At 43.9% G+C, this 14,647-nt stretch carries 14 protein-coding genes; 11 read left to right on the top strand and 3 right to left on the bottom strand.

Annotated features, from left to right (window positions below):
• The first annotated feature begins 154 nt into the window (after nucleotides 1-154).
• The 4 genes from ACVW2L_RS04560 (at nucleotide 155) to ACVW2L_RS04545 (ending at nucleotide 3,725) form a co-directional block, all read left to right on the top strand.
• Nucleotides 155-547: a hypothetical protein gene (locus tag ACVW2L_RS04560; protein WP_457126772.1), complete on the top strand. Its 393-nt coding sequence runs from the start codon at nucleotides 155-157 to the stop codon at nucleotides 545-547.
• 102 nt (nucleotides 548-649) lie between these two features.
• The gene (locus ACVW2L_RS04555; protein ID WP_457126771.1) at nucleotides 650-1,720 is read left to right on the top strand and encodes a SphA family protein; all 1,071 of its coding nucleotides are present in this window, start codon (nucleotides 650-652) and stop codon (nucleotides 1,718-1,720) included.
• Between the two features lie 181 nt (nucleotides 1,721-1,901).
• Nucleotides 1,902-2,804: an NmrA family NAD(P)-binding protein gene (locus ACVW2L_RS04550; protein ID WP_457126770.1), complete on the top strand. Its 903-nt coding sequence runs from the start codon at nucleotides 1,902-1,904 to the stop codon at nucleotides 2,802-2,804.
• Nucleotides 2,805-2,807: 3 nt separating this feature from the next.
• Nucleotides 2,808-3,725, top strand: a complete 918-nt coding sequence (locus tag ACVW2L_RS04545; protein WP_457126769.1) for a helix-turn-helix domain-containing protein — start codon at nucleotides 2,808-2,810, stop codon at nucleotides 3,723-3,725.
• A gap of 88 nt (nucleotides 3,726-3,813) precedes the next feature.
• On the opposite strand, the gene ACVW2L_RS04540 is transcribed toward ACVW2L_RS04545, so the two are convergent.
• Together ACVW2L_RS04540 and ACVW2L_RS04535 are read right to left on the bottom strand one after the other, a co-directional pair.
• Nucleotides 3,814-4,614, bottom strand: a complete 801-nt coding sequence (locus ACVW2L_RS04540) for a helix-turn-helix domain-containing protein (protein WP_457126768.1) — start codon at nucleotides 4,612-4,614, stop codon at nucleotides 3,814-3,816.
• Nucleotides 4,615-4,666: 52 nt separating this feature from the next.
• Nucleotides 4,667-5,701, bottom strand: a complete 1,035-nt coding sequence (locus ACVW2L_RS04535) for an SDR family oxidoreductase (RefSeq protein WP_457126767.1) — start codon at nucleotides 5,699-5,701, stop codon at nucleotides 4,667-4,669.
• Between the two features lie 265 nt (nucleotides 5,702-5,966).
• Between ACVW2L_RS04535 and ACVW2L_RS04530 the strand changes: the two genes are divergently transcribed.
• The 6 genes from ACVW2L_RS04530 (at nucleotide 5,967) to ACVW2L_RS04505 (ending at nucleotide 13,145) form a co-directional block, all read left to right on the top strand.
• Nucleotides 5,967-6,824 carry an SDR family oxidoreductase gene (locus ACVW2L_RS04530; protein ID WP_457126766.1) on the top strand — a complete coding sequence of 286 codons (858 nt, stop codon included), beginning with the start codon at nucleotides 5,967-5,969 and terminating at the stop codon, nucleotides 6,822-6,824.
• Between the two features lie 67 nt (nucleotides 6,825-6,891).
• On the top strand, nucleotides 6,892-8,151 hold the full coding sequence (locus tag ACVW2L_RS04525) for an epoxide hydrolase family protein (RefSeq protein WP_457126765.1): 1,260 nt from the start codon (nucleotides 6,892-6,894) through the stop codon (nucleotides 8,149-8,151).
• Between the two features lie 282 nt (nucleotides 8,152-8,433).
• A complete protein-coding gene (locus ACVW2L_RS04520; protein ID WP_457126764.1) occupies nucleotides 8,434-9,300 on the top strand; it encodes a helix-turn-helix domain-containing protein in 867 nt (288 codons plus the stop codon).
• A gap of 58 nt (nucleotides 9,301-9,358) precedes the next feature.
• A complete protein-coding gene (locus ACVW2L_RS04515; protein ID WP_457126763.1) occupies nucleotides 9,359-10,246 on the top strand; it encodes a hypothetical protein in 888 nt (295 codons plus the stop codon).
• 276 nt (nucleotides 10,247-10,522) lie between these two features.
• A complete protein-coding gene (locus ACVW2L_RS04510) occupies nucleotides 10,523-11,614 on the top strand; it encodes a hypothetical protein (RefSeq protein WP_457126762.1) in 1,092 nt (363 codons plus the stop codon).
• A 112-nt stretch (nucleotides 11,615-11,726) separates the two neighbouring features.
• Nucleotides 11,727-13,145: a hypothetical protein gene (locus ACVW2L_RS04505; protein ID WP_457126761.1), complete on the top strand. Its 1,419-nt coding sequence runs from the start codon at nucleotides 11,727-11,729 to the stop codon at nucleotides 13,143-13,145.
• Between the two features lie 272 nt (nucleotides 13,146-13,417).
• Here ACVW2L_RS04505 and ACVW2L_RS04500 read toward each other — a convergent pair whose 3' ends face one another.
• On the bottom strand, nucleotides 13,418-14,047 hold the full coding sequence (locus ACVW2L_RS04500; RefSeq protein WP_457126760.1) for an FMN-dependent NADH-azoreductase: 630 nt from the start codon (nucleotides 14,045-14,047) through the stop codon (nucleotides 13,418-13,420).
• A gap of 113 nt (nucleotides 14,048-14,160) precedes the next feature.
• Between ACVW2L_RS04500 and ACVW2L_RS04495 the strand changes: the two genes are divergently transcribed.
• Entirely contained in the window at nucleotides 14,161-14,529 is a 369-nt protein-coding gene (locus ACVW2L_RS04495) for a winged helix-turn-helix transcriptional regulator (RefSeq protein WP_457126759.1), read from the top strand.
• Nucleotides 14,530-14,647 lie beyond the last annotated feature (118 nt).

The raw sequence follows: 14,647 nt of genomic DNA, 5'->3' as shown, positions 1-14,647 counted from the left end.
TCCGCAATATTGATAACACTTGACATTTATCAAGTGCTATTTTATTTTATATCAATTTTTTACTGGTTCCGATCTTTCAATTTTGTTTGCCGGAAAAGGCCGAGTGCAATCTTAACGCTGCGGCTGGCCAATCCCGGTTTAAATGAAGTTGAATATGAAAAAGACAAAAACGATAACCCGGATCTCGGTTAAAACGGGTACCGCCGATGGTGACCTGTTTAAAATATTGTTATCCGGGGGGCTTAAACTGAAGAAAATTCCGGTTCAGCCGGGATTAACAGTTTATAGCATGGATGATGGAACAATAATGGAGTTTTACGGACCCGGAGCCTGCTATCCGGAATATCTGTTTAAAAACACGAATGTGGTTGTAGGCTTTAAAGTTGACAATCTGGACGAAATGGTATCATTGATGCAAAATGCGGGAGCTGAACTTTTGGGTAACATCGAAACGGTATGTAATGCATTTATTTATTGTCATTTGCTGTTGAGCAATGAAACTGTAATTGGTTTGTACCAGAATCTGAACCCAGCAAACGTAAGTTGAATTACCTGATCACTGATGGCAATAGCGCCAATTGATATTTATCAATCCAATTTCTTGCCTTACATCATTCGGGAGTTTTCCCTCCACCAGTAGGTTTGCTGTATGAAAACACCATCTCTAAATCATAAAAATGCCGAAGATCTCAAGGAAATCTTTGAGCATAATACGACAGTTAATAATCTGGGTTCGACCATCGAGCCGTTTAGTTCTTTAGCTTCCCGATCAGGTGGGTTTGCCTACCGGGTATTTTTTGCAGCCATACTTATCGGCTTATTGGTCAATATAGATTATGCATTTGCCCAGGACCCGGTATTACCACCAACCAATCTCGGCTTGTCCAATGTATATGACGGCTTTGCCGGTAAACCAGGCTGGGTTTATCAGGGCTACCTACAAGCTTTTGAAACTAAACATTTTGCAGATGGATCAGGTCACAGGACTTCATCAGATCTAAAGATCAATTCGGTAGTTTCTCTAAACCAACTGATCTATCTGACGCCTGTGAAATTACTGGGCGGGAACCTGGGATTCACGGTAATTGTACCTGTAGTACAGATCAACTCATCCAACCTGAACGGGCCGGCACCAACTGTAAACCCTGGCGCGCTTGGGGATATCGTGCAGGGAACAGCGATACAGTGGTCGAATAAGAAACTATTTGGAAAACCCTTCTCCCATCGTGCTGAGTTTGATGTAACGCTTCCGACCGGATCATATGACAGCAGGTATAATATAAATGCATCTTCACATCTTTACGCCTTTGGGGCTTATCATGCTTTTACTTTATTCGTGAGCGATAAGCTTAGCTTAAGCTCACGAAACCAGTTCAATTATAATGCGCATATTATCGGTCAGCAAAATAAACCGGGGATCTATTATAATGGAAACTATTCTGTTGACTATAATGTGGCTAAAGGCTTCAAAGTTGAAGCGGCTGCGTACTTTTTAAACCAGCTAAACCAGGACAGTTATGCCGGGAACCGTCATTATTATGCAGACCAATTTGGTATCGGAAGCACTAAAGAACGCGTCCTGGGCGTTGGCCCGGGACTGGCTTACTTTGCCCCGAACGGTGTACTGATCGAAGCGAAAATGTTCTTTGAGACTGGTGCCAGAAACCGTTTTGAAGGAAACAGGCCAACATTACGCATTGCTATTCCCTTATCAAAATAGTTCGCTTTGAAGTATCAAATTTGTTTAGTGGTTTTAATAAATTAGCGATGAGGTGATAACGCCGATCACTAGCTAAATTGTTTTAAATGAACAACTGAGATATTGACACGACAAGGATAGATTTGGTTAAGTATGCGGTTAATGATACACAGACCTTTGTGTTATATTAAAACATATCGAAATGAAGATCATTGTAACAGGCTCTTTAGGGCACATTAGCAAACCGCTTACAGAAACACTGGTAGATAAAGGCCATAAAGTGGTCGTAGTCAGCAGGGATGCCGGAAAGCAGGTAGAGATCGAAAACCTGGGAGCAGAAGCTGCCTTAGGTTCCGTTAAGGACACCCTGTTTTTGAGCAAGATATTTGCAGGTGCTGACGCTGTTTATACCATGGTGCCACCTGTAAATTACATGGACACGGATATTGACCCGATAAAGCAATTCAGCGAAACCGCACGAACCTATGTCGATGCTATCAGGCAGGCAGGCGTTAAACGTGTTGTGAACCTGAGCAGCTGGGGTGCGCACCGTGATAACGGAACGGGCGGAATTGTCGGAACTTATTATTACGAACGGATAATGAACAGTTTATCTACCGATGTAAGCATTACCCATATTCGCCCGGCTTCGTTCTATTACAATCTTTTAAGTTTCATCCCGGCTATAAGATATAAGGGCAAAATAACAGCCGGTTATGGCGGCGAAGATCACACCGTACTTGTTGCACCTGAAGACATTGCTGTGGCTGTAGCTGAAGAATTGGAAAAAACCGATGTTGGCAGAAATATTAGATATGTTGCCAGCGACGAATTGACCTGCAACGAGATTGCAAGGGCTTTAGGTGAGGCAATCGGTAAACCCGACCTGCAATGGGAATTGATCTCTGCCGAAAAAGCGCGGCAAGATCTTGAAGCGGCAGGCTTACCTCCGCAATCTGCATCTTTGTTGGTAGAGTTGCAGGAGGGTCACCATAAAGGCTTGATCGCTGAAGACTATTTAAAAAATAGGCCGGTGTTGGGTAAGATCAAGATTGACGATTTTGCCAAAGATTTTGCCTTAGCCTATCAAAAACAGGTATCTTAGCGCATGCCCGATAGCAAACCTCAACATATCAAAAGCATTACCGAGTTTCACCGGCTCCGGAGTTTACCTGGGCCGGTGCATCCGCTGGTTAGTGTAGTACGGTTTGAAGATATGAGATGCACCCCTGAGCACCCGGCGAGTTGGGTGCTTGATTTTTATGCCATTGCGCTGAAACATGATTTTCATGCTAAGTTGAAGTATGGCCAACAGTTCTATGATTTCGACGAAGGTATTATGACTTTTATGTCTCCCGGGCAGAAGATCGGAATCGAGTCAGACGCTGATGCGCCTATCCAACATTCCGGATGGTTGCTCGTTTTTCATCCCGATTTTTTATGGAATACCCATTTGGCTACAGGTATTAAACAATACGAGTATTTTGATTACGCTGTTAACGAAGCGCTTTTTCTTTCAGAACAGGAAGAAGCGATCATTACCGGCATCATACATAATATAGCGGCCGAATATACCCGGAGTGTCGATCAATTCACACAAAACGTTATTGTGGGTCAATTAGACGTGATATTTGCTTATGCCCAACGTTTCTATCAGCGCCAGTTTTTAACCCGTAGTGTTAGCAGTCACAATATGGTTAGCCGTCTTGAAGTTGTTCTTAATGAATGTTTCAATCCTGCAAATCTTGTAAATAAAGGTTTGCCGACTGTAATCTCTGTTGCAGATGCGCTTCATGTTTCTCCAAATTACCTCAGCGGATTACTGAAAACGCTTACCGGCAAAAGCACACAGCAGCACATCCATGACAAGCTGATTGATCTTGCAAAGGAAATGCTATCAAATACCGGATTATCGGTTAGCGAAGTTGCTTATTCCCTCGGATTTGATTACCCGCAATCATTTAGTAAACTATTTAAAAGTAAAACTCAGCTGTCACCTATAGCGTTTCGGCAAGCAGTTTGTTAAACCGTTCCGTCAGCCTATGGTCCCAGTTCTTTCCTGTGCGCTGCAACGTTAAAGAGGTGGCTGCTCCTTTTGAGACAGCTTTTGCGGTTCAGGAAATACTGGAGGGATTGATTCCAAAATGTTTCTTGAACACAAATGAAAAATGAGACAGGTCTTCAAATCCCACTTCCGAATAGACATCAGTGGTTTTAAACTTTTCCTCTTTCAGCAAATAATAAGCTTCGTCTAACCTTTTCTGCTGCAGCCATTTTGCCGGTGTCATTGAAAACTCCCCTAAAAAATCACGTTTGAAGGTCGAAATGCTCCGGCCGGTGAGATAGGCAAACCGCGCCAGGCTTAAATTAAAGCGGAAATTCCGCTCCATAAAAGCCTTAATGTTGATCTTGCCCGGAGTTTGAAAGTTGAAAAGTATATCTTTTAATTCAGGCTGCACTTTAAGCAGAACGATCAAAGCCTCTTTTAACTTTATTTTCATCAGGTCGTTATTTCCTTCACTAAAATAAGGTAGTGACTGCTGCAGTGAATCCACAAAATTCTGAAGAAGCGGGTGCTTTTTGAGTTGGAACGAGGGTGGAACATAAGATGTCGCTTCAGCCGTCAGATGGTGCTCATCGGCAAACTCCCGCAGCGTTCCTTCGTCAAACTGTAGTGAAAGTGATCTAAAAGGATCACTCTCACCAGGTTGTTTCACAAATTTGGCCAACCTGTTCCGGACATTGAAGCGAAAGTCACCCGGCTGAAAGATCACTTTCTCGCGTCCGTCCTGAACGGTCAGGCTTCCGGTGATCTGATAAGCAAAAGCATGCCGGTTAACGATATCCTCACCATTTACAGATTTCTTGTAGTAGCAAGAGATCAGTATTTGAGGGTTTTCATGCGCTGGTATCATATGATCAAATTTCGCAAATGAAATGTTAAAAGCCTATAATAAAAGAGAACTCTTATACGATCTTAAATTTGACCAGGCTTTCTGCCGTCTCTTTAATGGTCGTTTCTTTGGGTCGTGGGCTCCAGTTCAGAACAGATTTAGCTTTTGCGTTTGACAGCGTTTTCACCACACCCAATTGCGGGACAATAGGTTTCAATTCCGGCTTAAACCATGAACTGACCTTTACCACCCAGTTCGGCAGCACTTTAGACGGCACTTTGTCAACAGGTAAATTACGATCAGCTTTTAAAACTTTGGCAATTCCCGGAAATGAGATCATTCCGTCTGAAGTTGCCAGGAACCGCTGGCCGCTGGCTGCCGGATTTTTCATTGCCTTGATATGGATATCGGCTACATCACGAACATCCACGATGCCGAAAGATAATTTCGGCGTTCCAGGCATATTTCCTGAAAGTAACTGTACGATCATGCCGATCGAACTGCTAAAAGTTTTTCCTAAAACCGGTCCGAAGATACCAACAGGATTAATGACAACCAATTCCATAGCACCGGCGTTGTTTTCCATAAAATCCCAAGCAGCATGTTCTGCGATCGTCTTGGATTTGATATAGGCCGGTAATTTTACATTGGGGTCTGTCCAGTCGGCCTCTGTAAAAACATGGTTCTTAGGATCAATGGTATAGCCTATAGCTGCAAACGACGAGGTTAAAACCACACGTTTTACCTTTGCGGCTTGCGCTGCGCGCAAAACCCTTAAAGCGCCGTCCCGTGCCGGTATAATGATCTCATTCTCGTCTTTAGGCTCTCCTGCCGGAAAAGGGGAAGCCACATGAAGAACGTAATCACATCCTTCGACAGCCTGATCCCAATTCTCGTCGCTCGTGAGGTTAGCTGCTATAAAGGTCAGATTCTGCATATTTTCAGCCTTGCCGACCAAAAGTGTTTCTTTTAATGAATCTATTTTATCTAATGACCGGATCGTCGTTCTGACCGTATATCCTTCCTTTAGTAACTGTATAATGCAGTAACTGCCCACGAAGCCGGATCCTCCGGTAACCAATACTGTTTCTTTTTTCGATTGTTCCATTGCTGTTGTAATTAATTAAGCAAATCTCCGGCTAATTTATCTATTGGACTTTGCTGTGGTGTTCAATTTTTATTTGTTGTAACGTCCATATTTAAATATATCGATTTGACTGACCGATGAATTTCAACCTGTCTGCCCGTCTTTTTTACAACTTTCCCGGCGCTTTCGATTGACATATATCAATGCTCCTTTTTATCATACATCAATGTGGGGCTAACCACTTGTACGCAATTTTGAGTAATCAAAAACAAATAAAAATAAGATCATGGAAAAGATAATTTTCATCACAGGAACAAGTACAGGTTTTGGCAAATTGACAACCATTACCTTATCAAAAGCGGGTTATACCGTAATTGCAGGCATGCGTGACATTGCCGGAAAAAATGCAGCTGCTGCAAAAGAACTATCCGCATTACCTAAAGTAGATGTGGTTGAGATAGATGTAACCAATGACGATTCGGTTAAAAATGCCTTTGCCGGGGTGCTGGCTAAATACGGACGTGTTGATGTGCTGATCAACAACGCCGCGGTAACAGGATTCGGCCTTTTGGAAGCTTACAGCATCGATCAGATCAAACAAATGTTCGAGGTTAATTTCTATGGCGTCATCAGGACTTACCAGGAAGTGCTGCCCGCCATGCGCCGGGCTCAGAAAGGCCTCATAATCAACATTACTTCCGGCGCAAGCGGCCATACGCTGCCATTCATGGTCCCTTATCTGGCCTCTAAATTCGGTGTTGAAACCATATCGGAAGGCTTGCAGGATGAATTGGCTGAATATAATATAGAGAATGTAACTATTCAGCCGGGAGTTTATCCTACAGAAATGACCAACGGATCAAAGGCCGGCGTGCATTCGGATAAGCCGGAGATCACCGCTGCCTACGGCGACGCCGCGACAGAGAAATTCAATGCCATCGGTACCGCGCTTTTCGGTAAGATGGCGCAGTACAACATGGATCCGCAAACTATTGCAGACGGTATCCTGAAACTGGTGAACATGCAGGACGGAACCCGCCCCTTACGTTTCCCACTGGACGCTATTGCCGAGGGAACTGACCAGGAGTTCATCGACGCAAGAGCCGCTACTAAGGCTAAATGGCTGGCAAAATACACAGCCTGATCAACCCGCCGGCCCGACTACCATTGGCAGCCGGGCCGCTTTTTTATCGACCTCTAAAAAAATCATTATGAAAAAGCTCATGATATTAACGACGTTATTAAATACATCAGCAGCTGTGTTATCAGCTCAAACTTCAGCCAGCAAGGCTGATTTTGCCCAGCCTGAATTAGTTAAACCTTTTCAAATTAAAGTTTCCCAAGCCCGTCTGGATTCTGTTATGGAACGGGTTAAAAATGCGCGGATACCTAAACAAATGCCTGCCTCCGAAGGTGCGGAATCCAACTGGGAAACCGGCATGGATATGAAATGGCTTGCCGGACTTCACGACTACTGGATCAAGCAATATGACTGGCGCAAGCAGGAGAAACTGCTGAACAGCTACCCGCTTTACAAAGCACATGTCGAAGACATGGATATTCAGTTCTATTATATCAAAGGTGAAGGCAAGAACCCTTTGCCATTGGTCATTACGCACGGCTGGCCTGGTTCCACCTTTGAATTCTTTGATGTGATCGGCCCGCTTACCCATCCCTCTAAATATGGCGGCAAAGCGGATGACGCTTTCACGCTGATCATCCCTGCCTTGCCTGGCTTCGGATTTTCTTCCATGCCGAGTAAACCGGTTAACGGTATTACGACCGCCCGTTTATGGAATAAACTGGTGACCGAAGTGATCGGGTACAAGAACTATTACGCCCAGGGCGGTGACTGGGGAGCAGGCGCGACCATTCTGCTGGCCCACAACTACCCGGAAAACGTAAAAGGTATTCATCTTAACTTCTTCCCCGGTGTTCCTGTACCTGAAAAAGAACAAACAGCAGAGGAAAAGGCATACTTCAAAGCAGGTCACGATTTCAGAACGGCCAGTATGGACTATTGGCGGATGCAGGCCCGTAAACCGATGATGCCGGCAGTGGCGCTTAATGATAGCCCGCTGGGAACAGCAGCATGGATCGCGGAAAAGTTCTGGACCTGGTCAGATAATAAAGGTGATCTGGATGCAGTAATATCGAAAGACCGCCTGTTGACTGATATCATGCTTTATATCATCAATGAGAATGGCATTGACGGCAGCTTCTGGTATTATCGTGGAGCAATGACAGAAATGAAATCATCCTGGCCTGGCTATGTCAGCGTTCCTACAATGATCTCTAAATACCCTTACGACTTCGCTTTTACACATGCACCTATATCAGTGGCCAGGCGTGGCTACAATGTAGTTCGCTTTAAGGAAATGCCAAAAGGCGGGCATTTTGCAGCGATGGAACAACCGGAATTGTACACTGAGGACTTGAGAGAAGCATTCAGGCCTTTTCGTAAAAACTAAATGAGGCGTCCTATCTTTTCTATAAATTCATTATAGCTGTGAGTGATTACAACTATTTAAACGATATAAAGCAAAATTCCAGTCATCGAGTAATTCGTAAAATAATGTCCAGAAAGGTAAGTAAAATGATCTGCTGAAACTTCTATTAAGGTAACTTGAATTTTCTAAACCAATGCATCCGTAGAAGTCTGTTTCTGCATTCAACCAGGTCATAAGAGCAAGTAATTGGCTTTAGATACGAGCAATCAAATACAATTCACCGCTAATTAACTAACTTTAGCCATGGTTACAAAGTTTCCGGAGATGTTTGAGCGCGCGGCCAGTGCAGAATTGCAATTCGGGGAGGTGCCTTTTGCGCTCTTCAAAACGGAAAAGAATATTCAGCAGCGCTCCATATTTCTGACGGAACACATGCTGATATTTGTTTTAAAGGGTCATAAAAAGCTGCATTTTCCAGATCGTGTGATCGAGGTCGACCTTAAACAGGTCATATTATTAAAACGCGGGGTGCATGTATTGTCCGAATGTGTGGCCGGTAACCAGCCTTATGAATGCATCGTGATCTTTGTTAAGGATAGTTTTATCCGACGGTTTTTACATGACCATGTTAACGGGAAGCAAAGTCCGCAATTACCTGTCACGGATTATTTGATTATCCCATCCAGTCCCCTCTTAGACAGTTTTAAGGCCCAATACAAGTGTTACTTTGATCAGGACGTAACTCACCTCAAGGAAATAATGGACGTAAAACTCCAGGAACTGTTTTTATTACTATCAGGTTCATCTTTAAAGAAGCAGGTCTTGTCATTTTTGCATTCTGCCCTGGCCGAACATCAGCTTTCGCTCGATTATCTCATGAGAAGATATTTGCTGCAACAATTAAGTATCGGGCAACTGGCCCGGGTATCGGGACGCAGCCTTGCCAAGTTTAAGCGCGACTTTCAGCGGGAATTCCAATGTACGCCGCGTCAATGGATCAACCAGGAACGTTTAGCTTATTCGTCCATATTGCTGCATAACACTAATGACAGTGTCGCCGAGATTGCTTATGCTGCCGGCTTCGATAATGTGTCTCATTTCATCAAGCTATTTAAAAGGCAATTCGGGTTCACACCCAATGCCGCACGAACGGAAAGTGTTATAATCTGAGCTTTCTGCGCTATCTTGCCATAACCGGCTAAGCTAACTTTGTATAAAAAACAGAGTTATGAAATTAGTCTCCTTTTTATTCTGCCTGGTAGGCACAGGTTTGAGCGCTTTTGCACAGTTGCCCGTCCTATCAAAAAACATGCAGTATCCCGAAAGTGTGATCACGGACGGAAAATTCATTTATGTAGCCAATATCGGTAAAACGCTGGAGCCATCAGCCAAAGATGGCAATGGCAGTATCCGGAAATTGTCCTTAACAGGCAAATTATTAACCGCCAACTTTGCGAAAACAATACTGCATGCGCCAAAGGGTATGGCAATTGTTAAAAATGTCTTGTATACCGCCGATGTTGATCGCATTGTGGGCATCTCCTTAGGTGATGGCAAACTGGTTAGGGAGATCAGCTTCGCCTCATTTAAAACGCAGCTAGTGAATGATATCGTTAGTGTCGACGACACTACACTTTACGCGACGGCAACAGATATCCATCAGGTTTTCAAGGTGAATATCGGAACGGATATCAGCGTTACGCCCCTTGAAATTTCACCGGTAATTGGTGCCAACGGCATTTGTTATGACCGGGGATCAAAACGACTCTATATTGTTGGCTTAGGTTTGTTTACCGATCAGCGCCCAACGGGCAAAATTGGTTACATCGATTTAAGCAAACCTGCGGCTGAATATGTTCCCATCCCGGTTAAGCCAGGTTTTTACGACGGCGTTGCGGTAACGGACGATCGTCATCTCATCGTTTCCGACTGGGGATCTTTGCAGTCGCCTATCGGCGCACTTTATGAAATTGACATTAAAACGGGCAGATCGACCAGATTGAAATTGCCAGGTGCGATCGCCGGGCCGGCTGATATTTGGTTAGACCATGCCCGGAAAAGGCTGCTGATACCTGAAACGCTCAAAGGAAAGCTATTGACCTATCAAATTAAATAAAGTACCTATGAGCTGGCATAATTACGCTCGGAATCAGGACAGAAATGAAGGTCTCCCTAGCCGGTGTATGAGTTGCAGAGGCAAGCGGAACGGCCATCAATGATGTCCGGATGAACTGGTTGTTTATCGCTGAAATGAGACTTTTATTTTGTCGTAAATTTACAAAGATCCGATCATGAGCAAAGCTAAATTAGCGGATCAGTGCACGCGTCTGCTCCTTTTTAAATGTTGGCACCTCCGTTGAACTAACGTGGATCGGCGTATTAAAACTCAGTAATGAAAACAAAACATTTTTTGATAGCCATCGTGCTGTTAAACGCGATCACATTTCATCAGGCAGCAGCGCAAAAAAAAGACAGTGTCTCCATCAATTTTCCGTTAGCCGTCAATCATATTTTAAATGGAAATATGCCGGAAGCATTAAAAATAATGAATGCCAGCCCCGATTCCTTGCTGATTAAAAGGCATTTGATCTTAAAAAACGAAATCAACAACCGGTTTACCTATGCAACGGATCGCAGCGATTTTACCCGCGCTCACCATTCAGCCGTCGATCCGCTGCTGCTTAAATTTATAGCCTACTGGAGAAGATCCCTCAAAGAATTTCCTGCGAATCAGGATGCTCAGCTCAAACAAGAGCTGAGCCGTTTTTTCAAGATCGAAAAGAAGAGCCAGCTCAATGATTCCACCTTAGAAAAGGAGATCGATCGCCGAATGAAAGCTTATACTCTTAGCAAGGGCTATCATAGTTTAGGTTTTTCGAAAACAGGGAAGTACTATGATCTGCAGGTCTGGAAAACGGAACGAGATACGCTCTATCATTTCAAGCTTAAGGACGAAACGATCGACTGCCCTGTTGTATTTATGGAAGATTTTGTAACGAACGGCTGGCAAGCCTATGCTACTGCGGACAAGATCCATCCCGGGGGATGGGCCGGAGATCAAAGCATTTATTGCATCAAAGCCTCTTATGATCTGACCAGCGAAAAGTTTTTATTAAGCTTCCTATCCCATGAAGGCAGACACCTCAAGGATTATCATGATTTTCCTGGCTTATCCAACCCCGATCTCGAGTACCGGGCGAAGCTCACGGAACTGAGTATGGTGGACCTTACTTTACACGACGTCATTTATTCCTTTATGTTCAATTCAAATAAAAATTCAAAAGACGGACATCAATTGAGTAACTATTACATCATCCGCGACCTGTCAAGGGAAATTTTTCACAAGGAGTTCGAAAATGATCTGGAAAAATGGAAAGCCGTTGATAAAGTATCGATCAGAGAAACGAGTTATAAAATCTTAGAGGGAAACAATACTTTATTAAGGCAAAACAATTATAAATACATTGCAATTCCAGGTAACTGAATGCTGTTGATAGGTGTCCAAACTACGAACGGGCAGATTTTACATAAGATTTAAATATCAAAGTCAAACTCTTCCTACTTTTGTAAGACGCGAATCATTTTTACGATTATCTATGAAGATCAAGGTTCTAATCAATTTGTTTACCTTTTTTGCCATAACAGGCACTTATGCGCAGCATGCACCGGAAGTCCTTCAGCGTGCAATTGATAAACAAGGGAACTGGGCTTCTGTCAGCAACCTGAGTTTGCGCACCAACCGTTTAAATGCCGATCAATGGCAAGGTTACGATTATGATCACCTGGTGCTTCAAAAAGATATTTTCGAGATAAAGTTCGACCTTTCTGCCGGCAACTTTGAAAATCATACTGTAAATCACTACCCGGGAGGATATGTGTTTGATACCAACCGATTGGGTTTGGATTCGGTTTACTGGGTATATGATGGCGCCCGGTCAAGGACCGGGAATGCCCTGCTTGATCTCGGAAAGGATCTTTATCGCAGCAAAAGCAAGAGCTTGCTGTCAGGGTCGTTGCCTTATTACCTGTTAAAGGACGCCTCCAATCTCAAAGACCTGGTGTTAGACACGACGCAAAGCTGGCTGGTGCTAAAGTCATCCGGCCGCGAATATTGGTTAAACCGGTCAAATCTGTTATTGGAAAAGTATGTCATAGTGAACAATGGGGCGAGCAGCGTGCAGACTTTTGAGGATTACCAAACACAATACGAATTAGCGGTTCCACAGCTGACTTCCCTGTCGGTTAACCGGCAGCTGGTCTATAGAGATACCTTAAAAGATTTCAGGATTAATGCAGGCAGTGTTGCGTCAGGATTGAAACTGCCTGCAAAGTATGTCCGGACAAAAGAATATGATGGCGCTTTACTTGTCAGAAAACTAGCCGGGCACACTTTTATCATCGAGAAAATAGATGGTGACCGGAATGTTATTTTCAGGGATATGGGGGATCACATTGTACTTACGGAAGCTCCGGTATCACCCGGAGCTGTTAAGGAGATCATCGCTAAGATCGCTTCCGTATTTCCGGATAAACCGATCAAATATGTACACTTGTCTCATTTTCATAAGGACCATATTGCCGGGATCACTGAACTGGTTGCTCTTGGAGCGACCATTATTTGTACGCCTGAAACAGGTAAGCCGGTGATGGATCTGATCAGTCAAACCTTTTCCGGCACGGATAAAAAATACATTCCAAAATTTCTTTATATCAAAAAAACCCTGCAATTGGGGCGTGCAGGGAATTGTGTTCAATTTTATGCTATCGACAATACCCACGCAAAGGGTATGTCTTTCGCCTACCTGCCTACAGAGAAAATCATCTATCAGGGCGACTTGCTTTCACTTCCCGAGGATCACACGACAACTGCGGCAATTCCGGTAAACATCAATTTTTTCAAAATGCTCCGTTCGCAAAAGCTTAACTATCAATTGGTAGTAGGCCACCACGGATTGCCGGAAATAACGGCATTCAGGATCCATCAAATGGAGGCTAATGCTAAGAATCATTTGTAGTTCCAGAAAAAAATATACAGAATAGCATTTCTGCTTCCCTATTTTCCTGAAGACTTTCCTTAAAGGTATTTCAAAAGAAAAAACGGTAAAAAAGAAAGTCAAAAGAGCGGTCGTAAAGCCGGAGCGGGAGAACTATAAGTCCCGGAGGGTGACCGGAACAACGTGACGGGCATTATGCGTTCGCACAAAACGGCTGACCGAGATTGACGCCTCTTTTATCCGCTTTTTCCGGAAACATTCATTGTTAGAGCGATTTTTATTTATCAGAGGTCTCAGCGATTAACTATTTCATTAATCAAGCCCGCTGCTTCGACCTGCTGTTCCGCTTTAGCTCTGGCAGTAGTTATTCCGCCCGGGATCGCCGTTCCCTCGATTCTGAAAGTTTTAATATCATTTATACCAATGAAGTTTAAAACTGACACCAGGTACGACTCCGTGAAATCAAAGGCCTGCAGCGGGCCGTCAGTATAATTGCCGCCTGTCGATATCGCTAAGAGAACTGATTTGCCCCTGACTAAGCCTTCCACACCTTTCTCCGTGTAATTGAAGGTTTTCCCTGGGCGGACAATATGATCCAGCCAGGACTTGAGCGCGGCGGGTATCCCGAAATTGTACATAGGCAAGCCTATAATGATGACCTCGGCAGACATCAGCTCCGCGATCAGACTTGACGACAACTGCAAAGACGCCCGGTGTGTTTCGGAATGCAGATCTTCGGGAAGAAAGATAGCGTTGACCATGCCCGCGTTCAAATAAGGCAAAGGGTCTGTTCCTACCGCCCGGGCGGTGATAGCCAGGTCTTCATAGCCTGCGGATAATTTTTCTACCAATAACGAAGCGAGCCAGTTACTGTTGGAATTCTCCCCTGATGCACTGGATGTTACCATTAAGATGTTTTTCATATTTTGTTGTATTTAATGACCCAAAGATATGTACCTTCACTATTGAAAAGTAAGTACTATACTATTGTATAGTGCTATCAATGAGTATAGTAACTAAAATTTTTATCTTAAAAATGAAGCATAAAACCCAGGAGCATTTTTCCGGTTGTATGGGAAAAATCAGGCCGGTTGCGGATACGATGTACGTGCTTAATGGCAAATGGAAAGTGCCGATCCTGATCGCTTTGTCTTTCGGTCCTAAAAGGTTCGGTGAGCTGTCAAAAGATATCCCGAAAATAACGGACAGGATGCTTTCCAAAGAACTACGGGAACTAGAAGCAAATGATTTGGTAAAGAGAACGGTGCAGGATACGATCCCTGTAATTGTCGAGTATACCATCACCGAATATGGGCACTCCCTTGATTTTATTATCAGCGAACTCAGTAAATGGGGAATAAAACATCGTGAACATATTTTGAATAAGGTCGCCCCGTCGAAGTAAAAATCAACCGGCTATAACCAGCCAAAGTAAGTACAACTTAAAAACGGTGCTTACCCTATTTTCCTTAATCCTATCCGGCTTCGATCAGTTCCCGCATCTGCGGTTGCCGGAACGAAGG

The organism is Mucilaginibacter sp. HD30 (assembly GCF_054061755.1).
The sequence above is the reverse complement of the archived record's forward strand: the minus strand, read 5'-3'. Positions and strand labels throughout refer to the sequence as shown.

Coding starts and splice junctions, on each gene's coding strand:
- ACVW2L_RS04560 (WP_457126772.1), top strand. CDS start 155: ATGAAAAAGACAAAAACGATAACCCGGATCTCGGTTAAAACGGGTACC.
- ACVW2L_RS04555 (WP_457126771.1), top strand. CDS start 650: ATGAAAACACCATCTCTAAATCATAAAAATGCCGAAGATCTCAAGGAA.
- ACVW2L_RS04550 (WP_457126770.1), top strand. CDS start 1,902: ATGAAGATCATTGTAACAGGCTCTTTAGGGCACATTAGCAAACCGCTT.
- ACVW2L_RS04545 (WP_457126769.1), top strand. CDS start 2,808: ATGCCCGATAGCAAACCTCAACATATCAAAAGCATTACCGAGTTTCAC.
- ACVW2L_RS04540 (WP_457126768.1), bottom strand. CDS start 4,614: ATGATACCAGCGCATGAAAACCCTCAAATACTGATCTCTTGCTACTAC.
- ACVW2L_RS04535 (WP_457126767.1), bottom strand. CDS start 5,701: ATGGAACAATCGAAAAAAGAAACAGTATTGGTTACCGGAGGATCCGGC.
- ACVW2L_RS04530 (WP_457126766.1), top strand. CDS start 5,967: ATGGAAAAGATAATTTTCATCACAGGAACAAGTACAGGTTTTGGCAAA.
- ACVW2L_RS04525 (WP_457126765.1), top strand. CDS start 6,892: ATGAAAAAGCTCATGATATTAACGACGTTATTAAATACATCAGCAGCT.
- ACVW2L_RS04520 (WP_457126764.1), top strand. CDS start 8,434: ATGGTTACAAAGTTTCCGGAGATGTTTGAGCGCGCGGCCAGTGCAGAA.
- ACVW2L_RS04515 (WP_457126763.1), top strand. CDS start 9,359: ATGAAATTAGTCTCCTTTTTATTCTGCCTGGTAGGCACAGGTTTGAGC.
- ACVW2L_RS04510 (WP_457126762.1), top strand. CDS start 10,523: ATGAAAACAAAACATTTTTTGATAGCCATCGTGCTGTTAAACGCGATC.
- ACVW2L_RS04505 (WP_457126761.1), top strand. CDS start 11,727: ATGAAGATCAAGGTTCTAATCAATTTGTTTACCTTTTTTGCCATAACA.
- ACVW2L_RS04500 (WP_457126760.1), bottom strand. CDS start 14,047: ATGAAAAACATCTTAATGGTAACATCCAGTGCATCAGGGGAGAATTCC.
- ACVW2L_RS04495 (WP_457126759.1), top strand. CDS start 14,161: ATGAAGCATAAAACCCAGGAGCATTTTTCCGGTTGTATGGGAAAAATC.